This is a genomic window from Massilia sp. YIM B02763 (genome assembly GCF_030412015.1).
Classification (GTDB): Bacteria; Pseudomonadota; Gammaproteobacteria; order Burkholderiales; family Burkholderiaceae_D; genus Telluria.
Genome location: NZ_JASNRD010000007.1, coordinates 107,149 through 129,515, shown reverse-complemented (window position 1 = coordinate 129,515; position 22,367 = coordinate 107,149). Strand labels below are relative to the sequence as shown.

Below are 22,367 nucleotides of genomic sequence, written 5' to 3'. Positions count from 1 at the left end.
GCCGTGCTACATTGCCCAAAGGCCACAAGCCACTCTTTTCCCCGTACGAGCAAGGATTTCCTAGTGAAACGATACCTGTTGAGCACCCTGACCCTGTCCCTGATGGCCGCCTTCGCGCCGGCCGGCGCCGCGGACAATGCCGCGCCGGCCGCCACCAAGCCGCTGTCGTCCGGCATCGACATGCAGTACATCGATCCCAGCGTTCGCGTGCAGGACGACTTCTTCACCTACCTGAACGGCAAGTGGCTCAAGACCGCGGAGATCCCGTCGGACCGCTCGAGCTGGGGCACCTTCATCAAGCTGCGCGAGGATACCACCCCGCAGCTGCGCGGCATCATCGAAGCCGACCAGAAGGATCCGGCTGCCAAGGCGGGCAGCGACGCGCGCAAGATCGGCGACCTGTACGCCAGCTTCATGGACGAGAAGAAGCTGGAAACGCTGGGCTACAAGCCCTTGACCGGCGACATGCAGCGCATCCGCACGCTGAAGGACAAGAAGGGCGTGCCGGCCCTGGCCGCGCACCTGGCGCGCATCGGCGTGGCGACCCCGTACGCCATCGGCGTGGCGCAGGACGCCAAGGCATCGACCAAGTATGCGACCTACATCCGCCAGGGCGGCCTGGGCATGCCGGACCGCGACTACTACCTGAAGCTGGACGACAAGAAGATGGCCGAGACCCGCGCGGCCTACGAGAAGCACGTCGCCAACATCCTCGCGCTGGCGGGCGAGAAGGATGCCGCCGCCATGGCCAGGGCGATCGTCGGCTTCGAGACCGAGCTGGCCAAGGTGCAGTGGACCCGCGTCGAGCTGCGCGACCCGAACAAGAGCTACAACAAGATGAGCGTGGCCGAGCTGGCCGCGCTGACCCCGGGCTACGACTGGAAGGCCGCGCTGGCCGGGGCCGGCGTCGCCAACAAGATCGACTACGTGATCGTGGGCCAGCCGAGCTACCTGAGCGGCTTCAACCAGGTGCTGGACAAGACCGACCTCGCCACCGTGCGCGCCTATTTCGAATGGCAGCTGCTGCGCGAGTACGCGCCCTACTTGTCGCAGGCTTTCGTCGACGAGAGCTTCGACTTCTACGGCAAGACCCTGACGGGCGCCACCGAGAATCGCCCGCGCTGGAAGAACGGCGTGTCGCTGGTCGAAGGCGCGATGGGCGAGGCGCTGGGCCGCGAATACGTGGCCAAGTACTTCCCCCCGGAGCGCAAGGCGCGCATGGAGGAGCTGGTCAAGAACGTGCTGGCCGCCTACCGCGAATCGATCGACGGCCTCGACTGGATGAGCCCGGCAACCAAGAAGGAAGCGCAGGCCAAGCTGGCCACGTTCAACCCGAAGATCGGCTACCCGAGCAAGTGGCGCGACTACTCGCGCCTGGCGATCAAGCCGGACGACCTGGTCGGCAACGTCAAGCGCGCCGCCACCTTCGGCTACGAGCGCAACATCAACAAGCTGGGCAAGCCGATCGACCGCGCGGAGTGGGGCATGACGCCGCAGACGGTGAACGCCTACTACAACTCGCGCATGAACGAGATCGTGTTCCCGGCCGCGATCCTGCAGCAGCCGTTCTTCAATGCCGACGCGGACGATGCCGCCAACTACGGCGCGATCGGCGCCGTGATCGGCCACGAGATCGGCCACGGCTTCGACGACAAGGGCAGCCAGTCGGACGGCCAGGGCAACCTGCGCAACTGGTGGACGGACGAGGACCAGGCCCGCTTCAAGGCCAAGACCGACATGCTGGTCAAGCAGTACGACGCCTTCGAGCCGATCCCGGGCTACCACGTCAACGGCGCCCTGACGCTGGGCGAGAACATCGGCGACAACTCGGGCCTGGCGATCGCCTACAAGGCCTACAAGATCTCGCTGCACGGCCAGCAGGCGCCCGTCATCGACGGCTTGAGCGGCGACCAGCGCTTCTTCATGGGCTTCGGCCAGGTGTGGCGCTCGAAGATGCGCGAAGCGGCGCAGATCGCCCAGGTCAAGACCGACCCGCATTCGCCGGGCCAGTTCCGCGCCAACGGCACGCTGCGCAACCAGAGCGCCTTCTACGACGCGTTCGGCGTCAAGGAAGGCGACAAGATGTACCTGAAACCGGAAGAGCGCGTTACGATCTGGTAATCGCCAGAAGCGATCGATACGACAGCGGCCGGGGCGCACCGGTACCGGCCGCTTATCACAACGACGAAGAGAGACCACGATGAAAAAACAATACCTGCTCAGCGCCCTGACGCTGGCCCTCATCTCCAGCCTGGGCCACGCGGCCGAAGGCGCCGCCGCCAAGAACGCGGCCAAGAACAGCAAGGGCGGCCAGACGCTGACCTCCGGTGTCGCCACCCAGTACATCGAACCATCCGTGCGCCCGCAGGACGACTTCTACGATTACTTGAACGGCAAGTGGATGAAGACCGTCGAGATCCCGGCCGACAAGTCGAGCTGGGGCTCGTTCATGGAACTGCGCGAGAACACCCTGCCGCAGCTGCGCGGCATCATCGAGAAGGTCGCCGCCGGCAAGCCGGCCGCGGGCACCGATGCCCAGCGCATCGGCGACTTCTACGCCAGCTTCATGGACGAGGCGCGCCTGGAACAGCTGGGCGCCACCCCGCTCAAGGGCGAGCTGGACAAGATCGCCGCGCTGAAGGACAAGTCCGAGCTGCCGGCCCTGCTGGCGCGCCTGGGCAAGATCGGCGTGGGCGTGCCGTTCGACTTCGGCATCCACCAGGACAACAAGGATTCGACCAAGTACGTGGCCGACATCGGCCAGGGCGGCCTGGGCATGCCCGACCGCGACTACTACCTGAAGGCCGACGACGCCAAGCTGGCCGCCGCCAAGGCCAAGTACCTGACCCACGTCGAGAAGATGCTGACCTTGGCCGGCGACAAGAACGCCGCCGCGAATGCCAAGGCCATCGTCGACTTCGAGACCGAGATCGCCAAGGTGCAGTGGACCAAGGTCGAGCTGCGCGACCCGATCAAGGCCTACAACAAGGTCGACCTGGCCGACATGAATAAAGTCGCCCCGGGCTTCGACTGGAACGCCTGGCTGCAGGCGGCCGGCATCGCCGGCAAGACGAGCTACGTGATCGTGGGCCAGCCGACCTACCTGAAGGGCTTCGTCGAGGTCTCGAACAAGACCCCGCTCGACACCTGGAAGGCCTACCTGTCGCTGCACCTGATCGAATCCTACGGCAGCTTCCTGTCGAAGGCCTTCGTCGACGAGCGCTTCGACTTCTACGGCACCACGCTGTCGGGCGTGAAGGAAATCGAACCGCGCTGGAAGCGCGGCGTCGGCGCCGTCGAGCGCTCGCAGGGCGAGGCGCTGGGCAAGCTGTACACCGAGCAGTACTTCCCGGCCGAGCGCAAGGCGCGCATGGAAGCGCTGGTCAAGAACCTGCTGGCCGCCTACAAGCAGAGCATCGACACGCTGGACTGGATGAGCCCCGCGACCAAGAAGGAAGCGCAGGCCAAGCTGGCCAAGTTCACCCCGAAGATCGGCTACCCGAACAAGTGGAAGGATTACTCGGCCCTCGTCGTCAAGCGTGACGACCTGGTCGGCAACGTGATGCGTTCGCGCATCGTCGAGGCGGACCGCGAGCTGAACAAGCTGGGCAAGCCGATCGACCGCGAGGAATGGGGCATGACGCCGCAGACCATCAACGCCTACTACAACCCGGAGATGAACGAGATCGTGTTCCCGGCCGCGATCCTGCAGCCGCCGTTCTTCGACGCCAACGCGGACGACGCCGTCAACTATGGCGGCATCGGCGCCGTGATCGGCCACGAGATCAGCCACGGCTTCGACGACCAGGGCGCCCAGTACGACGGCGACGGCAACCTGCGCGACTGGTGGACGGCGTCCGACCACAAGAACTTCAAGGCCAAGACCGCGATGCTGGTCGCCCAGTACAACGCCTTCGAGCCGATCCCGGGCTACCACGTGAACGGCGAGCTGACGCTGGGCGAGAACATCGCCGACAACTCGGGCCTGGCCATCGCCTATAAAGCGTACAAGATCTCCCTGAAAGGCAAGCCGGCCCCCGTCATCGACGGCCTGACGGGCGAACAGCGCCTGTACATGGGCTGGGCGCAGGTCTGGCGCACCAAGATGCGCGAGGCGCAGCAGATCGTGCAAGTGAAGACCGACCCGCATTCGCCGGGCCAGTTCCGCGCCAACGGCACCCTGAAGAACCAGCCGGGCTTCTACGAAGCCTTCAAGGTCAAGCAGGGCGACAAGATGTACCTGGCGCCGAAGGACCGCGTGATCATCTGGTAAGCGGACACCGTCCATGAAAAAGGGGCCGCCTGCGCGACCCCTTTTTTTTCTTGCTCTTGCGATGCGGCGGACGGCTTATTGGGCCTCGTAGGCGCCGATGTCGTACTTGCCGTCGTAGGCGCGGGTGGCCCCCGATGCGCGGTGCTTGTAGACGGCGCCCGGCTTGAGGCCGAAGCCCGTCGCGGCGGCCCCAGGCACGGAACCGGCGTTCACCACCAGCGCATTGCCGGCCAGCGGACGCAGGTCGTAGGCGGCGCGGTTGACGAAGCCCGGCGCGGCCGAGCGGTAGTTGGTCTTGTCGATGGCCGCCGTCTGGTTGGTCACGGTGCCCATGCCGCCGAAAATATTATTCTGCAGCAGCACCGGCTTGCTCACGCCGGAACCGACCATCACGAAGGTGCCGCCCGAGCTGTAGTCGTTCAGGAAGGTATTGTTGACCACGTACAGGTCTTGCGCCGGATTGGTCGCGCCTTCCTCGCCGTAGGCCAGCATGTTCGGATTGTTGTTCGAGGCGGGCTGCTCGATCACGTTGCCGACCACGTAGGACGAGCCGGCGTTCGGCAGGTCGATCTCGTAGCTGGGCTTGCCGGCCGCCGTGGTCCCGGTCTCGCCCTGCGCCAGGCTCGAGAAGCGGTTGTTGTAGATCGCATTGACCTGGGCGCGCGACTTCAGGTTGTGGCCGGCGTTGGCGTCGTGCGAGAAGTTGTAGCGGAAGGTCAGGCTCTTGACGTTGCCGATGTACAGATTGTGCGAATAGCCGTCGCCATAGCCATTGTGGCCGAACTCGCTGTACTCGATCAGCACGTCGCTGTTCGTATTGGCACCGCTCAGGATGCCGTTTTCGTTATCGTGCAGGAAGCCCAGGCGCAGCGTGAACTTCGTGCCTTCCAGGCGCAGGGCGGCCCCGTTCTTGTCCGGCACCTTGGCGCCATACATTTCCACGTTCTCGATGGTGACGTTGTTGCCGACGACGACCCAGATCGCCTTGCCCATCGCATTCTTGCCGGCGGCATCGATCTTCGGACGGCCGTTGACGCCGCGCACGGTCAGGTTGTTGGCATAGATGCCGCAGACGTCGCCGCTATACGTCGCGTTGGCGATCTCGACGAGGTCGCCGTCCTTGGCGGCGGCGAACGCCTTGCAGGGCGTGGCGTAGGCCTTGCCTGGCCCCACCGACAAGGTGGCGGCGGACGCATTGGCGCCCAGGGCCAGTGCGACGAGCAGCACAGGGGAAAAACGGACAGCGGAGGAGGTGCCGGCGCAGGCGGCATGGGAAGGCGTGAATCGCATATTTTCCTCGTAAAAAATTCTGGTCAGCATTTATTCCTGCTGGAAACTCCCAGAGTACGAGGTTTGCATGAGGCAGTATGTAACCCTTTGTTACAGGAAATATGTAACGATTAACAATAATAATTCGCTTATTGTCGTTCCCGATTTTCCATTTTTCTAGCCATAACGATCATGGAATTGTCAGGGTGTTCAGCGGTTTTGACGTCGTGACAAGCTTTCGCGTGTCCGGTTTATTTGTTTTCCAACCGAAACAGCATTTGAGAGAATGGATTCAGCAAATGGTGTTGCCAAATAGAACTTAGTTCGTCGATGTCCCTGTTCGGGCAAGGGCCATTTTTCTCATCATGCAGGAGGGCGCCACGACAAGAATGTGTTGCGTCGATGCTGCATCATGTCGATTTTCCTTACATGAATTTCGCAAGGCCGGCATTGGGCGACACAAGTACTTGATTCTTCTATATCAATTGCGGCGGGAATAGAATTTGCTTTGACAACCTTGAAAATATATTTACTCAAGGGGAAAACATGAAGAAACTTCTGTATCCGCTATTCCTGCTCCTGGGCCTGCTGGCAATGCCAGCCTGGGCGCTGCCGTTCGTCGCCGCCGATTCTGGTTACACCTTCTATTTGGAAGGCAGCGCCAGCGGCAATCCCTTCCTGGGGGTGACCCGTTTCGATGGGCTCGCCGCGACCTCCGAGCGCGCCGGCCTGCTGTTGACGGTCAACGAGTCGGAAACCGCCCTCGGCAATGGCCAGAGCCGCATCACCTTCGACCTGCGCGCCAACGGCAGCCTGTTCCCCGTTAACGATGAAACCGCCATCTTCGGCATCGGCACCGACGGCAACGGCTACGACCTGACGACGGACGTCGTCTTGCGCGATGCGACCGTGATCCTGTTCGATATCGACAACCAGATCCTGGCGACGTTCGACGACCTGCAGGGCAACGTCGCCCAGACCGATCCGTGGAACGGCCTGTTCCCGAACGTGAACGACGCCCTCGGCTTCGGCGACATCGACGCATCCCGGATCGCCGGCATCAGCGTCGAATTCATCGTCGGAGAACGCGTCAATGCCGTTCCGGAGCCGGGCAGCATCCTGCTGTGCGCGATCGGCCTGGCAGCCGCCGGCATCGCGACGCGGCGCCGCGCTTGACTCCAGCCGGATCAAAAAAAATGCCCCGCCAAGCGGGGCATTTTTCATGGCGGGGTCAGTAACGACTCCCGCCTACCGGGATAGGCTCTTACTTGGCCGCGGCCACCATGTAGTCGACGGCCGCCTTCACGTCGGGATCGGGAGCGGATGCGCCGCCCTTGGGCGGCATGACGCCGGCCTTGCCCTGGAAGCCCTTGATCACGTGGTCGTACAGGACCGTATTGCCTTGCGCGATGCGCGGCGCCCAGGCGCCCTTGTCGCCGAACTTGGGCGCGCCCGCGATGCCGGCCCCGTGGCAGGCCACGCAGGCCGTGCCGTACAAGGCCTTGCCCGTATCGGCGCCGGCCGGGGCGGCTGCGACTGCCGGCGCAGCGGCGGGGGCCGGTGCGGCCGTGCTGGCCGCCGCCGCCGCGGGAGCAGCGGCAGGAGCATCGGCAGCCGGCGCATCGGCCGCCGGGGCCGCCTGGGCTGTTTGCGCGGGCGCCGCCGGCACCTCCGGCTCCTTGAACTTGGCGCCGCTCTGGTTGGTCATGTACACGACGGCGCGCGCCACCTCGACGTCGTCCAGGTCCGGATTGCCGCCCTTGGGCGGCATCGCCCGGATGCCCTGGACCGCGTGCTGGACGAGCGTGTCGTAGCCCTGCGCGATACGGGCGCCCCATGCGCCCTTGTCCGCCGTCTTGGGCGCGCCTGCCGCGCCGGTGCCGTGGCAGGCCGCGCAGACGGCCGCATACACGGCTTCGCCCGTCTGCAGCACCTTCGGTGCATTCGCATCCTTGAAGGAGAAGCCGACCGCCGCCACGGGCTGGATCCGCGCTTCGACGGATTCCGCGCCCTGGCCGGTCGAGCCGGCGCCCGCGAGCGGTTTGTTGGTGACGAAGGTAACGAGGAGGATGATGCCGAGGACAATCACCAGGAAGAAACCGGCGACGGCAACAATCAATTGTTTGGGGGTCTTGATGAGGGATTGCTCGTCTTTATTATGTGCGTCGCTCATGATTTCCTTAATGAAATTAAAAAAACCTGTGTCTCCGGACTGCCGTGCGAATGCTTGTACGCAATGTATCCCGCGACGATTATAGACCCAAAGATCATTGCTGGAAACGCAATTTCGGAGCGGCGCCGTAGACGCGCTCCCGGAAAGACTGTATCCTTCGCATCGCCTCACCCAGCGCGGCTGTAGCTCAGTGGATAGAGTATTGGCCTCCGAAGCCAAGGGTCGCTGGTTCGATCCCAGCCAGCCGCGCCACCTCCCGGTTCTCCCATCCGGCGGATTTCGCCACCCTTCCTGTCGTGCGCCTCCCACAGTCAGCGTAAATATTGACTGACTTCTATTGTGCGCCGTAGCATACAGCTTGAAAAAAATATATCGTCTGCTTGACGATCCTCAAGGATGTGTAGGGCGTTTGTTGATTCGTCCTCCTCATGCGCAGATCCATGCAAGCCGCTGCCCCATCCCCGCGTCGGCAACAGGAGCTACCAGTTGGACACCAACGTTCGCCAGCGTTTTGATCTATTACGCTTCGTCATGATCTTCGGCGTCGTCGTACTGCATACGCCGCAGTATGTCGCGATCGCCGATGTCGGCAACGATGGGTTTTCGCTGTTCAAGGCGTTCTTCCAGAACGCCATGTTCCGCACGACGGTGCCGGTGCTCACGTTCATTTCCGGCTACCTGGTCTTCCACGCCAACCTGGACCTGGCGCCGAAGAAGCTGCTGCTGAAGAAAGCGCGCTCCCTGCTGCTCCCTTTCCTTGTATTCAACCTGCCGATGGTCGCCATCGCCTGGCTGGCGGTGTCGTTTGCCGGTCTCAAGCTGTCCTACGACCTGACGTCCAGCGACCCGATGGTGTGGGCGAACGCGGTCTTCGGCTTGACCAGTGCGCCGATCAACTACCCGTTGAATTTTTTGCGCGACATGATGGCGCTGGTGCTGATCACGCCCCTGCTGGGCCTGTTGTTGCGGCACATGCCCTTCATCGGGCTGGCATTCTGCGTCGCCTTCTTCCTGAATAACCTCGACGGTCCGTTCGTCCTGCGCGACACGATGCCGATCGTCTTCTATATGGGCGGGATGGTCGCCTGCTGCAAATGGGAACTGCGCGCCTGGGACGAGTATGCCTGGCCCTGCCTGCTGGTCTTCCTCGTGCTGTGCGCCTCCATCATCTATTTCCGCAATGCGAACACGACGCTGCTGCGGCTGGTATCTCCCATGCTGGTATGGCCGGCTAGCGCCCTGTTCGTCCAGTCGCGCTTCGGACAATGGTGCGTGCGGATGAACAAATACAGCTTCTTTCTGTTCATGGCCCATGCGCCGGTGCTGGTCATCAGCTGGCAGCTCTACCAGCGCGTCGGCGATGTCGTTCCCTATCCTATGTACTGGGTCGCCACGCCGGTCCTCACCACCGCCCTGATGGTCCTGCTGTATCGCGCCGGCATGAAGGTCATGCCCGGGATGTTGCAATTCGCGCTCGGTGGACGCGCACGCCGCCCGGCCGGCTTGCCCGCGCAGGCCGGGCAAGCCATGCCCGTCGCCGCGCCTGCGGTCACTGTGGCAAATATGAATCCTTCGGCGTCGACAACTAACAATTAATGTTCCGGAACTGAACATTAGTCGCTATACTGCTTTGCGTAGTGACACAAAGTTCTTGTTCCGCAGTACGTATAGCTGGCAGTACCGCGCCGATCACGCGGCGCTTCCCGGTCTCGACAGACTGGCACCGTTTTCTGTTGTTCCCAAGCACATCTGAATGCTTGTCAGTACGTCGCGCTTGCCTTGGCGACTTGGCGCCCCTTTACCCTACACATCGTGCGAGGACCCACACCCGTATCCGCACACGATATGGCTTGTTAATAACTTGTAATCGAGAAAATGTTAATATCTCTGCATGCACTGCTGCTCGTCATGACGCGGAGGCGGTGTGCAGGGTGGCCGGACCATGTCCCGGCAACAATTGTTGTTGCCGTGTGTGCTCAATCGTGCGCGCATTGAGCTGTTAATATTTTCCGTGCTATATTTAAAGTTGTAAATTTTGCAAATTTGTGGGGCGGATCGCTATGAAGCCAGATGAGGTTATTGCAGTTGTCGGGTTGGGTTATGTAGGCTTGCCGCTTGCCGTCGAGTTCGGCAAGAAAGTCTCTACGATCGGTTTCGATCTGTCGGCTTCGAAGATCGAAAGCTACCGGAACTTTATCGATCCGGCAGGCGAAGTCTCGAGCGAGCAATTGCGCGAGGCGAAGCACCTGACCGCGACGACCGATCCCGATGCGCTGTCCAAGGCCGACTACATCCTGGTTGCCGTTCCGACCCCCGTCGACATCGCCCACGTGCCGGACTTCGCGCCGCTGATCAGCGCCAGCGAGACGGTCGGCAAGGTCATGAAGCGCGGCGCGATCGTCATCTACGAATCGACCGTGTATCCGGGCGCGACCGAGGAAGTCTGCATCCCCGTGCTGGAGCGCTTCTCGGGCATGAAGTGGAAGGAAGACTTCCACGTCGGCTTCTCGCCGGAGCGCATCAACCCGGGCGACAAGGAACACACGCTGACCAACGTGATGAAGGTCGTTTCCGGCGACGACGCCGAAACGCTGGAACGCGTCGCCGCCATGTACGAAACCGTGGTGCAGGCCGGCGTGCACCGCGCTTCCAGCCTGAAGGTGGCGGAAGCGGCGAAGGTCATCGAAAACACCCAGCGCGACCTGAACATCGCGCTGATGAACGAACTGGCGATCATTTTCGACAAGATCGGCATCGACACCCTCGAGGTGCTGAAGGCCGCCGGCACCAAATGGAACTTCCTGCCGTTCCGTCCCGGCCTGGTGGGCGGCCACTGCATCGGCGTCGACCCGTATTACCTGACCCACAAGGCGGAAATGATCGGCTACCACCCGCAGGTGATCCTGGCCGGCCGCCGCATCAACGACGGCATGGCCAAGTTCGTGGCGGAGAAGACCGTCAAGTCGATCATCTCGGCCGGCTTCCACGTGAAGGGATCGAAGGTCAACGTGGTCGGCCTGACCTTCAAGGAAAATTGCCCCGATTTGCGCAATTCGAAGGTCGCGGACATCGTCTACGAACTGCAGTCCTACGGCGTCGAAGTGCACGTGCACGATCCCGTCGCGGACGCGGACGAGGCGCGCCACGAATACGGCATCGAGCTGGAAAGCTGGGACAGCCTGCCGAAGGCCGACGCCTTCATCGCCGCCGTGGCCCACAAGGAAGTGCTGGAGCGCAGCCTGCCGGAAATCCAGTCCAAGCTGAACGACGGCGGCTGCTTCGTCGACGTCAAGGCGCAGTTCGACCCGCGCCTGATCCGCGAAGCCGGCTATTGCGTCTGGCGCCTGTAAGCGCCTCGGCGAGTGTTGCAAGTCGATGTGAATGAACTACCCGGGCGGTTCGTCCGCCCGAGCTACCCCTACTGTCGTGCGACGAGGGGCGATGCCGAACCGGCAACCGTTCCTGGTCTTTCGTATTAGCAATGAAAACGATAAGCGTTCCGAGCGTTTCCACGCCCCAGTCCTCCATGCCAGCCGTCCGTGCCGCCGGATGTCTGCCCGACGTGCGTCCGTGCGCTGTCTCGACCATGAAAACCGGCCAGCTTTTCGGAGACCATCGTGCTTAGGATTGCCAACCACTACGTATCGAAAATCGTATTCGTCCTGCTGTTCGTCGAGGTGCTGGTGCTGCTCGGCGCGGCCTACGTCGGCGCCGCGGTGCGCTTCATGGACCTGGGCCAGCCGGTCAGCCTGGCGAACCTCGAGAACCTGAACCACTTCTTCACCTCCGCGATCGCCTTTACCGCCGCCATCATCTTCAGCATGAGCGCGATGGGCATGTACCAGCTCGACTTCAACGAGGGCCTGCGCAATCCGCTGTTCATGAAACTGATGCCCTCGTTCCTGATGGGCTTCCTGATCCTGACCCTGGTGTTCTACGTTGCCCCCGACCTGTACTTCGGACGCGGCATCCTGGCCCTGGTGTTCGGCATCGCCGGCGTCGGCATCGTCACGGCGCGCATGGTGTTCTTCAAGAGTTCCGAGCTGCGCTTCCTGCAGACGCGCATCCTGTTCCTCGGCAGCGGCCCGCTGGCCAAGGAGTGCAGCGACCTGGCGCAGCAGAGCGGCAGCTACCACCGCTACAACATCACCGGCTTCGTCCCGACCCCGACCGAGGAACTGTGCGTGCCGCCGAACAGCCTGCTGCAGTCGCGCGAGGGCGACAGCCTCTTGACGCTGGCGCGCCAGCAGAACGTGGAAGAGATCGTGGTCTCGGTGCAGAACCGCCGCGGCGGCTTCCCGATCAAGGAACTCCTCGATTGCAAGCTGCAGGGCATCCGCGTCACCGACGCCGCCACCTTCTTCGAGCGCGAGACCTGCCAGATCCGCGTCGACTCGCTGCAGCCTTCGTGGCTGGTGTTCGGCGGCGGCTTCGACCAGAGCTTCGTGCGCGCCTTCATGAAGCGCTGCTTCGACCTGGTGTGCAGCATGATCATCCTGCTGCTGACCTTCCCCGTCATGCTGGCCGCCGCGCTGGCCGTCAAGCTGGAAGACGGCGGTCCCGTGTTCTACTCGCAGGAGCGGGTCGGCGAAGACGGCAAGACCTTCCGCGTGCACAAGTTCCGCAGCATGCGCACGGACGCCGAAAAGGGCGGCAAGCCGCAATGGGCGCAGCAGAACGACCCGCGCATCACCCGCGTCGGCAATTTCATGCGCAAGACCCGCATCGACGAGCTGCCGCAGATCCTCAACGTGTTCAAGGGCGAGATGTCCTTCGTCGGCCCGCGCCCGGAGCGCCAGTACTTCGTCGAGCAGCTGATCGAAGTGGTCCCGTATTACAACGTGCGCCACAGCGTCAAGCCGGGCATCACCGGCTGGGCCCAGGTGCGCTACGGCTACGGCTCCTCGGCCGAGGATGCGCTGCAAAAGCTGCAGTACGACCTGTACTACGTGAAGAACAACAGCCTGTTCCTCGACGTCCTGATCCTGATCGACACGCTGAAGGTCGTCCTGTTCCGCAGCGGACGCTGATTTCCGCCCCGCGCCCGCCCTGGCGGCGGGCGCGGCACTCCCGCCAATCGTGCACAGCATCGTGACCAATATCGCCGCTTCCAGTTATGCGCTGGCCGCCATCGGCTTCCTGGCCCTGGGCCTGCCGGTCCTGGCGGGATGGCGCGGGCATGCCCAGCGCGTCACGCTGTCGATCGCCTGCCTGATCACCGCGGCCTGGGCCGGAGCGCTGACCTGGAACGCCGCCGCCGGCATCCTGTGGAGCACCCCGGCCGCGGTCCTCGAAGTGCTGCGCGACGGCGCCTGGTCGCTGTTCCTGGTGGCGCTGCTCGGCCACTGGCGCCGCGACGCCGTATCCGCGGGCCGGCCGAGCGGCCTGACGGCGCTGCGTCCGAGCCTGCTGCTGGCGCTGGCCGTCTACCTGGCGCTGCTGGTGGCGATCGTCGCCGCCGGCTGGACCGGTTCGCTGCTGCAATCCTTCGGCGTGCCGATCCTGGCCGGCTACATGGGCCTGGCCGTGTACGGCATGCTGCTGGTCGAGCAGCTGTACCGCAACAAGACGATCGTCGAGCGCTGGGCGATCAAGTTCGCCTGCCTGGGCATCGGCGGCATGTTCGCCTACGACTTCTACATGTACAGCAACACCATGCTGTTCCGCGAACTGAATCCGGACCTGTGGACGGCGCGCGGCGTGATCAATGCATTGACCGTGCCGCTGATCGCCGCGTCGATCGCGCGGCGCCGTTCCTGGAGCACCTCGTTTGCGGTGTCGCGCCGCGTCGTGTTCCATTCGGCGGCGCTGTTCGGCTCCGCCGTGTACCTGCTGGCCATGGGCACGGTCGGCTACTACCTGCGCTACTTCGGCGGCAGCTGGGGCTCGGTGATGCAGACCGGCTTCCTGTTCGGCGCCGTGTGCCTGCTGGGCGTGATCCTGTTCTCGGGCAGCGCGCGTTCCTGGCTGCGGGTCTCGATCAGCAAGCACTTCTACCGCTACAACTACGACTACCGCGAGGAATGGATGCGCTTCACGCGCACGCTGTCCGGACGCGGCCCCAACCTCGGCGAGCGCGCCATCCAGGCGCTGGCGGCGCTGGTCGAAAGCCCCGGCGGCACGCTCTGGCAGCGCGGCGACAGCGGCCGCTTCGAGCCGCGCGCGCGCTGGCAGGGCGTGGACGGCGGCATGGCCGAAGCGGCCGATTCGCCGTTCTGCCAGTTCCTCGAAAGCACCCAGTGGGTGATCGACCTGGACGAATACCTGGAGCGCCCGGAAAAATACGAAGGCCTGGCCGTGCCCGACTGGCTGCTCGACATGCCGCGCCGCTGGCTGGTGGTGCCCCTGATGCTGCAGGAAAATCTGTTCGGCTTCGTCGTGCTGCAGCGCGCGCGCAGCCCCCTGCAGCTGAACTGGGAAATCATCGACCTGCTGGAAATCGCCGGCAGCCAGGCCGCCAGCCACCTGGCCCAGGACGATGCCGCCAATGCGCTGATGGTGGCGCGCCAGTTCGAATCGTTCAACCGCATGTCGACCTTCGTCGTGCACGACCTGAAGAACCTGGTGGCCCAGCTGTCGCTGATGAACGCGAACGCCGAGAAGCACAAGGACAATCCGGAATTCCAGCGCGACATGCTCGAGACCCTCGACCACTCGGTGCAGAAGATGAAGATGATGCTGCAGAAGCTGGGCCGCACGGAGAATGCCGAGAAGCCGCTCCCGCTGGCGCTGGACCAGGTGGTGCGCCAGGCGCTGGCCATGAAGAGCGCGTTCGAGCCGCATCCCGAGCTGCTGGTCGAGGCGCCGGGCCTGATGGTGGTGGCCGACCGCGAGCGCCTCGAGCGCGTGCTGGGCCACCTGATCCAGAATGCGATCGAGGCCACGCCGCGCAACGGCCACGTGCTGGTGCGTGTGGGCCGTCCGGGGGGCGGCCGCGCCGACGCGGTCGAGGTCGAGATCACCGATACCGGCGCCGGCATGAGCGAGGAATTCATCCGCGAGCGCCTGTTCAAGCCGTTCGAGTCGACCAAGTCGGCCGGCATGGGCATCGGCGTGTTCGAGAGCCGCGAATACATCAACGAACTGGGCGGCACGATGGACGTGCGCAGCCAGCCCGGCGCGGGCACCACCTTCAAGGTCGTCCTGCCGCTGCAGCGCGAGCAGGCTGCCGCGACCACCGCCTGAAAGAGAATCCATGACACAAGCGAAACCGAAACTCCTGATCATCGAAGACGATCCCGGCCTGCAGAAGCAGCTGCGCTGGAGCCTGGACGCGTACGAGGTGGTGGTGGCCGGCGACCGCGAGGCGGCGCTGGCCCAGATCCGCCGCCACGAACCGGCCGTGGTCACGATGGACCTGGGCCTGCCGCCCGATCCGGACGGTTCCACCGAAGGCCTGGCCACGCTGGCCCAGATCCTGGCGCTGGCGCCGGACACGCGCGTGATCGTCCTGACCGGCAACCAGGACCACAACAACGCCGTCAAGGCGGTCGGCATGGGCGCCTACGACTTCCACCAGAAGCCGGTCGACCCGGAAGTGCTGAACCTGGTGATCCAGCGCGCCTTCTTCCTGCACAACCTGCAGCAGGAAAACCGCCGCATGCAGCAGTCGCAGGCCGATTCGCCGCTGGCCGGCGTCATCTCGCGCGACCCCGGCATGCTGAAGGTCTGCCGCACCATCGAGAAGGTGGCGCCGACGTCGGCGTCCGTGATGCTGCTGGGCGAATCGGGCACCGGCAAGGAAGTGCTGGCGCGCGCCGTGCACGCGATCTCGCCGCGCGCCAAGGAGCGCTTCATGGCGATCAACTGCGCGGCGATTCCGGAAAACCTGCTCGAGAGCGAACTGTTCGGCTACGAGAAGGGCGCCTTCACGGGCGCCGCCAAGCAGACCAAGGGCAAGGTCGAGCTGGCGCACGGCGGCACCTTCTTCCTCGACGAAGTGGGCGATTTGCCGATGCCGCTGCAGGCCAAGCTGCTGCGCTTTTTGCAGGAGCGCGTGATCGAGCGCATCGGCGGCCACGAGGAGATTCCCGTGGACGTGCGCATCGTCTGCGCCACGCACCAGAAGCTCAAGGAGCTGTGCGCCCAGGGCCGCTTCCGCGAGGACTTGTACTACCGCCTGTCCGAGATCGTCGTGACGATCCCGCCGATGCGCCAGCGCGAAGGCGACGCCGCGCTGCTCGCGCACCACTTCAAGAACAAGTTCTGCGCCCAGGAGTCGCGCTCCTCGCTGCACTTCGCGCCCGACGCGATCGCGGCGATCGAGGCCTATGCCTGGCCGGGCAATGTGCGCGAGATGGAAAACTGCATCAAGCGCGCCGTCATCATGGCCGACGGGAACACCATCGTCGCCGACGACCTCGGCCTGCCCGACACCGAGGCCGCGGAAGAACCGCTGAACCTGCGCCAGGTGCGCGACGAGGCCGAGTACAAGGCCATCGTCAAGGCGCTGGCCCGCACCGACGGGAACATCGTCAAGGCGTCCGAGATGCTGGGCATCAGCCGGCCCACCATGTACGACCTGATGGGACGGCATGGCATCAAGGTCGGCGCATGAGCGAGCGCAGCAGGCGCGGCCGCGGTAAGCAGGCGACACCGGCACGGCGCCGCGGGCGCGCCGTCTACCTGCTGGCCGGCGTGGCGGTGCTGGGACTGGCCGGGCTGGCCGCCGTCGCCGCCGCGATCGAACACGTGGGGGTGGCGCCGCGCACGCTGGCGCCCTATGTCGAGAAGCGCAGCAGCGGCCACAACCCGACCATCGTCGGCGCCGGCCTTTTCGCCAGCCGCACGATGATGGAGATGGACCGCGGCCCGGCGCCCGCGCAGCCGGCCGTGCTGCCGGCGGCGCTGGGCGTGCAGCCGCGCGCGGCCGGCGGCGCGGACGCGGGCGGCATCCAGGTCGCGACGCCGGACGCCTTGCGCGCCGCGCTGCAGCGGGTGCAGCCCGGCGACGTCATCACGCTGCTGCCCGGCACCTACCGCTTCTTCAACAAGGTGCTGGACGCGGACCGCCCCGGACGCGAGGGCGCGCCGATCACCGTGCGCGCCGCCCGGCCGGGCAGCGTGCGCATCGAGTTCGACCTGCAGGAAGGCTTCCGCGTCACGGCGCCGTGGTGGCGCTTCGAGAACCTCGACATCCGCGGCGTCTGCGCCACCGACACCTATTGCGAGCACGCCTTCCACGTGGTCGGCGCGGCGCGCCATTTCGCCTCGGTGAACAACGCGATCGCCGACTTCAACGCCCATTTCAAGATCAACGGCGCCGGCGACGATTTTCCCGACGACGGCCTGATCGAGGCGAACACGCTGTTCAACACGCACGTGCGCGATACCGCCAACCCGGTGACGCCGATCGACCTGGTCGCCGCCAGCCGCTGGACCATCCGTGCCAACGTGATCAAGGACTTCATCAAGGGTGCCGGCGACGGCATCAGCTACGGCGCGTTCGCCAAGGGCGGCGGCCAGGCCAATCTGTTCGAGGGCAACCTGGTCTGGTGCGAGCACGAGCTGGCCGGCCGGCGGGGCCAGCGCGTCGGCCTGTCGTTCGGCGGCGGCGGCACGGGCTACGCCTATTGCCGCGACCGCAGGTGCATCACGGAGCAGCAGGGCGGCATCATGCGCGGCAACCTGATCGCCGCCTGTTCCGACGTCGGGGTCTATCTCAACAGCGCGGCCGACAGCCGGATCGAGGACAATACCCTGGTCGACACGACCGGCATCGACGTGCGCTTCGCCAGCAGCAGCGCGCGCCTGGACGGCAACCTGGTCGACGGCCCGATCCGCAGCCGCGACGGCGGCCTGCTGCACCTGGGCGACAACGAAACGGCCTCCGTCTGGCCGTCGTATGTCGGGCGCCATCCGGTGCGGGCGCTGTTCGCGGACCCGCGGCGCGGCGATTTCACGTGGAGCGGCAAGGCGCCGCAGCGCCAGGGCGGACGCCCGGGCCGCGACCTGTGCACGGGCAAGCCGGTGCGCGCCTATGGCGCGTTCGACGACTTTTCCGCCTGCCGGCGCGCGCCGGCGCAATCCTGAACCGGGGCTAGCTGCTCACTCGCCGGTGCCCAGCTTCGGGTCCAGGCGGGTGCGCCGCACCTGGTCGTGGAAGTACTGGGCCAGCCCGTACAGGCGGCTGACCATGCGCTTCACGGGACCCAGCTTGACGATCGACGCCGTCTGCAGCGAGTAATGGCCCTTGAAGACGCCGACGTGTCCCTTGTCGGCGCCGTACACATTGTATTCCAGGCCCAGCGCCGCGCGGCCGTCGACCAGGCGGTGCGGATGCTGCGCGCGGATCCGCTCGATGGCCAGCGTGTAGGGCACGGGGCCGGTGACGCGCAGCACGCCGCGCTTGCCCGTCTGGTGCAGGTAGGGATCGTAGGTGTCGATGTTCTCGAACACCTGCTCCAGCACGGCCTTCAGGAAAGGATGGCCGGGCGCGCAGATGACGTGCCATTGCTGGTATTCGCCGCCGTCCAGGTGGCGCAGGTCGTAGACCAGGCCGAAGTGCTCGAACTGGCCGTCCTTGTTGTGCCACTTCGACAGGATGAAGCGGTCGTCCGGCCGCAGCACGCTGTCCAGCGGGCGCGTGGCGCTGCTCTTGATGTCGAGGTAGACGCCGCCGACCTTGTACAGCAGCAGGTAGCGGAACAGGTCGGCACGCGCGGCGCCGTAGCGCGGGTCGATGCGCTCGTAGTACTCCCACACCAGCGGCGGATAATGTTCCTTGATGAAGGCGGCGATGTCGTCGTCGTCGTAGAAACGGTATTCCCAGCCCGGATTGAGCGCGCGCAGCTCGGCCACGCTCTGTTCCAGCCGTTCCGGCAGCTTGCGGTCGTAGAAGGTCTGGTGGAGGATGCGCGGGATCGCCGTACCCGCTTCGAATGCGGGAAGCTGGTCGCGCCGCGGCGGACGATTGAGGGACGGTATCAACAGCGCTTTGATCGACATGGGAAACTGGATGAGTGGACGTCAGTGGAGGAGCCGTGCGACCGGTGTCGACGCTTGCTTGCGACCGGATGCCGTGCCGCCGAGTGTAGCATCGATCCTTCCGACCGTGCTGCCGGGAATTAAAAAAAAGATATCAAACCGTGCAGTATTGCTACAACACGGTCATTCCTGCTGCTTACTTGGTGAGTGCCACGGTGTTCACCATGAACGCAGCCAGGCGCAGGTCCATGCGGCGACCTGGTCGCGCCATTGGCGGCGCGAGAAGGTGTGGTCGGCCGGTTCGAGCCGGTGGAGCGTGATGCGCGGCGCGTCCAGCAGGCGCTGCCACGCCCCGTCGCTGCCGGCCAGGTCGCAGAATTCGCGCGCGGTCAGGTCGGCGCCGCTGAGGATCACCAGCACGGGACCGCGAAACGCCTGCATGCCGGCCCGCATGCGTGCCGGCAGCGGCAACGCGGCGCCGTCGTTGGCGGCGGCCGCGCGCGGCTTGAGCGCGCTGCGCACCAGCGCCGCCAGCGAGCGCAGGGAGGCGGCCGCGTCGATCCGCCCGCCCAGCAGCTTGCGCCAGAATCCCGCTTCCAGCAGGCGCGCGCGGTAGTAATGCTTGAGCGTGGTGCGGGCGATGCCCTCGTCGGTCCTGACCCAGGGATTGAGCAGCACGATGCCGCGCACGCGCGTATCGCGCGGCGCGTACATGGCGATCGCCGAGGCGGCGTCGCACAGGCCCCACAGCACGATTTCTTCCAGGCCCGGCACGGCACCCAGGAACGCGTCCACCGCGGCGCGCAGGTCGTCCTCGACGTCGTCGAACGCGCGCGCCGCGCCTTCGCTGTCGCCCATGCCGCGGTAGTCGAAGCGCAGCGCGGCGACGCCGTTGGCCGCGAGGTGGCGCGCCAGCAGGGTGAACTGGCGGTGGCTGCCGGCGCGGTACTGCGGGCCGCCGACGACGACCAGCACGCCGCGCCGGCACGGGCCGGACGGCAGGCTCAATACGCCGTACAGGCGTTCGCCGCGGCAGTCGAAGGCGAGGGCGCGCTCGTCGACGTCCTTCGTCTCCGTGTTCATCGTCTCGATGCCCATCGTCTCAGCGTTCATCGGCATGCGCCTGCAATGCGGCCGTGGTGGCGGCCAGCCAGCCCTCGTCGACCGTGATCTCGGGGGTGCTCCAGAACGGCGGGCAGGCCAGTGCGTGCAGGCGCAGGTCGACGCCGCGCCGCTGCCACTCGGCGCTGGCGCGCGCCGCGCCGGCCGGCAGGTTGGCGCCGGCGCCGTTCAGCGCCTCGAACCAGTGCACCGGGCAGCCAGGGGCGAGTGCGTCGAGCGGCGCCAGGCCGTCGAGTGCCTCGGCCAGGGCCGGGGCCAGGTCGTAGCCCGCGATTTCCAGCGTTTCTCCGGCCTGCAGCGCCGCGCGCATGGCGGCCGTGCCGGACTGGGCGGCGTTGCCCCCGTCCAGCAACTCGTGCGCCATGCGCAGGCGCAGGAACTGGGTCAGGTAGGTGGACCCCTTCAGCACCGGCTGCCACAGCAGCATGGCGGGCACGGGGTGGGCGCCGCCGCGGGCATCGTCGAGCGCATAGTCGAGCGCAAGCAGGGCGCCCAGGCGCAGTCCCCACAGCACGGGCGCATGGCCGAGGCGCGCCTGCAGCCAGGCCGCCGCGCGCGCCAGGTCGTCCTTCCAGATCGCCCAGCGGGCCTGGCCGAAGTCGCCGCTGCTGTCGCCGCAGCCGTACAGGTCGATCTGCAGCACGCCGTGGCCGTGCGCCGCCAGCGCGCGGGCCTGCAGCGCGGCCATGCGGCGCGAACGGTTCATTTCCTCGGCAAAGGGGTGGACGTAGAGGACGGCGCCGCGGCAGCGGCCGGCGGGCGGGTGGAACAGGCAGAAACGGCGGCCGGGCGCGCCTTCCAGGAAGAACGGCTCGGCCGGCGCGGGGGGCGTCATTCGGCGCGCAGGCGGGCGACGAATGCAGCCAGGCTGCCGAGGGTCTCGAAGGTGCTGGCGCTGATGTCGTCGTCGGAAATGGCGATGTCGAAATGGTCTTCGAGGGCGCCGATCAGGGTGACGACGGCCATCGAGTCGAGCTCGGGCAGGCTGCCCAGCAGCGGCGAGTCGGCGTCCAGGCCGCGGCCCGCTTCGCCCAGGCCCAGAACGTCGATCAGGATCGTCTTTACTTCGTCGAGGTACATATGCATCGTCTTGGTTGACGTCCGGCTGGCCGGACAGTCCATCGATTATACATTCGGGCGCAGCAGCATGAGGCGGGCCTTGATCGGCGGGCCCAGGCGGTGGATTTCTCCCACCAGCTCGTGGCGCGTGGCGCGCAGCAGCAGGTACCAGACGGCGGCCAGGGGCACCGCCATGATCAGCAGGCGCGTCATCGGGGCCAGCGTGTCCGGCAGCAGCGCGGCCAGTGCGGCCGCCGCCGCCGCCGTGCCCAGCGCGACGATGGCGCTGGGCGCGACGGCGCGCAGCAGGATACCGGCCGTGAAGCCGAAGTGGCGCTTCTGCTGCATCAGCACGCTGGGCGCCGTCGCCACGGTCGCCAGGCACAGCGCCCAGGCGAAGTTGACCAGGCTGCCGTCGAACAGCAGCACGCCGAAGCCGATGCGCGACACCAGGGTGATCATGGTCGGCACGGCGCTCAGGTAGGGCCGGCCGATGGCCGTGACGGCCATCGGGATGTAGTGGAACATCATGCCGACCGCCGCCGCGATGGCCAGCGGCAGGATCGCCGGCACGCATTCGCCCCACTTGGGGCCGTACAGCGCCGCCACGATGTCCTGGCCCAGCACGGCGGTCAGCGCCAGCGCGGCCCAGCCGACGCCGGTCAGCAGCACGGTGGCGCGCGACAGCACCGGCACCAGCGACTCGCCGCGGTGGTGCGACTGGGCCAGGTAGGAGACGGCGCCGTAGCTGACGGTGGAACCGGCCACGTAGGTGAAGATGGTGACGGTCGAGTTGGCGCGGCTGAGCAGGCCGACGTGGCGCGCCGTGCCCAGCTTGCCCAGCAGGATGTCGGGAATGGCGTTGTTGAGCGAACCGGCGCAGCTCGACAGCAGGGAGCCGAGGCCGAAGTGGGCCACGCTGCGCCAGTGCTTGAACGAGGGCGACCACGGCAGGTTCTTCGGGCGCAGCGGAATGTAGGCCAGCGCGCAGGCGAGGATGTTGATCAGGTTGGCCCAGGCCAGCGCCATGCTGCCGAAGCCCAGCTTGGCCAGCACCAGGCAGCTGACGCAGAAGCTGGTGGTGCCGACGGCGTTCACGATGGCTTGCTTTTCGGCGGCGAATTCGCGCGACAGCAGGGCGCTGGTGATGGCGCCGAACGGGATGAAGAAGAAACCGATCGCCAGCACGCGCATGACGGGCACGATGCCCGGTTCGTTGAACCAGCGTCCCAGCCAGCCGCTGGCCAGGAACAGGGCGGTGGCGATCAGCCAGGACGAGGTGAAGACGACGCCGGTGGCCGAGCGGATCTTGTCGGGCGTGAGGTTGTCCTCGCGCTGCAGGTAGGAGTTGACGCCGAAGTCGCGGAACACGTGCGCGAGATTGACGAACACCACCGTCATCGAATAGATGCCGATCTCGCTCGGGCTCAGGATGCGCGCCAGCAGCACGCTGACGACGAACTGCAGGAAGGTCGCTCCGGAGGACGACAGGAAGTTGATGATCAGCGAGCGACGTAGATCTGCCATGGCGTTACTGCGAAAAGG

The 22,367-nt window shown here is 65.7% G+C and carries 16 protein-coding genes and 1 tRNA gene; 10 read left to right on the top strand and 7 right to left on the bottom strand.

Going from position 1 to position 22,367, the window contains the following annotated elements; all coding sequences use genetic code 11:
• Window positions 1-102: 102 nt before the first annotated feature.
• Both QPK32_RS11835 and QPK32_RS11830 read left to right on the top strand, forming a co-directional pair.
• Window positions 103-2,121: a M13 family metallopeptidase gene (locus QPK32_RS11835; RefSeq protein ID WP_290413094.1), complete on the top strand. Its 2,019-nt coding sequence runs from the start codon at window positions 103-105 to the stop codon at window positions 2,119-2,121.
• A gap of 79 nt (window positions 2,122-2,200) precedes the next feature.
• Entirely contained in the window at window positions 2,201-4,273 is a 2,073-nt protein-coding gene (locus QPK32_RS11830) for a M13 family metallopeptidase (protein WP_290413012.1), read from the top strand.
• Window positions 4,274-4,348: 75 nt separating this feature from the next.
• On the opposite strand, the gene QPK32_RS11825 is transcribed toward QPK32_RS11830, so the two are convergent.
• Window positions 4,349-5,563: a hypothetical protein gene (locus QPK32_RS11825; protein ID WP_290413011.1), complete on the bottom strand. Its 1,215-nt coding sequence runs from the start codon at window positions 5,561-5,563 to the stop codon at window positions 4,349-4,351.
• Between the two features lie 525 nt (window positions 5,564-6,088).
• Here QPK32_RS11825 and QPK32_RS11820 point away from each other — a divergent pair.
• Window positions 6,089-6,718 (top strand): PEP-CTERM sorting domain-containing protein, encoded by a 630-nt coding sequence (locus QPK32_RS11820; RefSeq protein ID WP_290413010.1) that lies wholly within the window; start codon window positions 6,089-6,091, stop codon window positions 6,716-6,718.
• An 88-nt stretch (window positions 6,719-6,806) separates the two neighbouring features.
• Here QPK32_RS11820 and QPK32_RS11815 read toward each other — a convergent pair whose 3' ends face one another.
• The gene (locus QPK32_RS11815; protein ID WP_290413009.1) at window positions 6,807-7,715 is read right to left on the bottom strand and encodes a cytochrome c5 family protein; all 909 of its coding nucleotides are present in this window, start codon (window positions 7,713-7,715) and stop codon (window positions 6,807-6,809) included.
• 176 nt (window positions 7,716-7,891) lie between these two features.
• Between QPK32_RS11815 and QPK32_RS11810 the strand changes: the two genes are divergently transcribed.
• The 7 genes from QPK32_RS11810 to QPK32_RS11780 all read left to right on the top strand — a co-directional run bounded on the left by QPK32_RS11810 (window position 7,892) and on the right by QPK32_RS11780 (window position 17,747).
• A tRNA-Arg gene (locus QPK32_RS11810) sits at window positions 7,892-7,967 on the top strand.
• Window positions 7,968-8,111: 144 nt separating this feature from the next.
• A complete protein-coding gene (locus QPK32_RS11805; protein ID WP_290413008.1) occupies window positions 8,112-9,311 on the top strand; it encodes an acyltransferase in 1,200 nt (399 codons plus the stop codon).
• Between the two features lie 464 nt (window positions 9,312-9,775).
• Entirely contained in the window at window positions 9,776-11,065 is a 1,290-nt protein-coding gene (locus QPK32_RS11800; protein WP_290413007.1) for a nucleotide sugar dehydrogenase, read from the top strand.
• A 267-nt stretch (window positions 11,066-11,332) separates the two neighbouring features.
• Window positions 11,333-12,745 carry a TIGR03013 family XrtA/PEP-CTERM system glycosyltransferase gene (locus tag QPK32_RS11795; RefSeq protein WP_290413006.1) on the top strand — a complete coding sequence of 471 codons (1,413 nt, stop codon included), beginning with the start codon at window positions 11,333-11,335 and terminating at the stop codon, window positions 12,743-12,745.
• 61 nt (window positions 12,746-12,806) lie between these two features.
• Entirely contained in the window at window positions 12,807-14,900 is a 2,094-nt protein-coding gene (gene prsK, locus QPK32_RS11790) for an XrtA/PEP-CTERM system histidine kinase PrsK (RefSeq protein ID WP_290413005.1), read from the top strand.
• Between the two features lie 10 nt (window positions 14,901-14,910).
• Window positions 14,911-16,272, top strand: coding sequence for a PEP-CTERM-box response regulator transcription factor (gene prsR, locus QPK32_RS11785; protein ID WP_290413004.1), 1,362 nt, complete (start codon window positions 14,911-14,913; stop codon window positions 16,270-16,272).
• Window positions 16,269-17,747 (top strand): right-handed parallel beta-helix repeat-containing protein, encoded by a 1,479-nt coding sequence (locus QPK32_RS11780; RefSeq protein ID WP_290413003.1) that lies wholly within the window; start codon window positions 16,269-16,271, stop codon window positions 17,745-17,747. Before prsR ends, QPK32_RS11780 begins: the two co-directional genes overlap by 4 nt.
• Window positions 17,748-17,762: 15 nt before the next feature.
• On the opposite strand, the gene QPK32_RS11775 is transcribed toward QPK32_RS11780, so the two are convergent.
• The 5 genes from QPK32_RS11775 to QPK32_RS11755 all read right to left on the bottom strand — a co-directional run bounded on the left by QPK32_RS11775 (window position 17,763) and on the right by QPK32_RS11755 (window position 22,349).
• Window positions 17,763-18,662, bottom strand: coding sequence for a glycosyltransferase family 32 protein (locus QPK32_RS11775; protein WP_290413002.1), 900 nt, complete (start codon window positions 18,660-18,662; stop codon window positions 17,763-17,765).
• 198 nt (window positions 18,663-18,860) lie between these two features.
• Window positions 18,861-19,760 carry a hydrolase 1, exosortase A system-associated gene (locus tag QPK32_RS11770; RefSeq protein ID WP_290413001.1) on the bottom strand — a complete coding sequence of 300 codons (900 nt, stop codon included), beginning with the start codon at window positions 19,758-19,760 and terminating at the stop codon, window positions 18,861-18,863.
• Window positions 19,744-20,598, bottom strand: coding sequence for a hydrolase 2, exosortase A system-associated (locus QPK32_RS11765; protein ID WP_290413000.1), 855 nt, complete (start codon window positions 20,596-20,598; stop codon window positions 19,744-19,746). The genes QPK32_RS11770 and QPK32_RS11765 overlap by 17 nt, the downstream gene beginning before the upstream one ends.
• Window positions 20,595-20,843: an acyl carrier protein gene (locus QPK32_RS11760; protein ID WP_290412999.1), complete on the bottom strand. Its 249-nt coding sequence runs from the start codon at window positions 20,841-20,843 to the stop codon at window positions 20,595-20,597. The genes QPK32_RS11765 and QPK32_RS11760 overlap by 4 nt, the downstream gene beginning before the upstream one ends.
• Window positions 20,844-20,888: 45 nt before the next feature.
• Window positions 20,889-22,349 carry an oligosaccharide flippase family protein gene (locus QPK32_RS11755; RefSeq protein WP_290412998.1) on the bottom strand — a complete coding sequence of 487 codons (1,461 nt, stop codon included), beginning with the start codon at window positions 22,347-22,349 and terminating at the stop codon, window positions 20,889-20,891.
• Window positions 22,350-22,367: the final 18 nt, after the last annotated feature.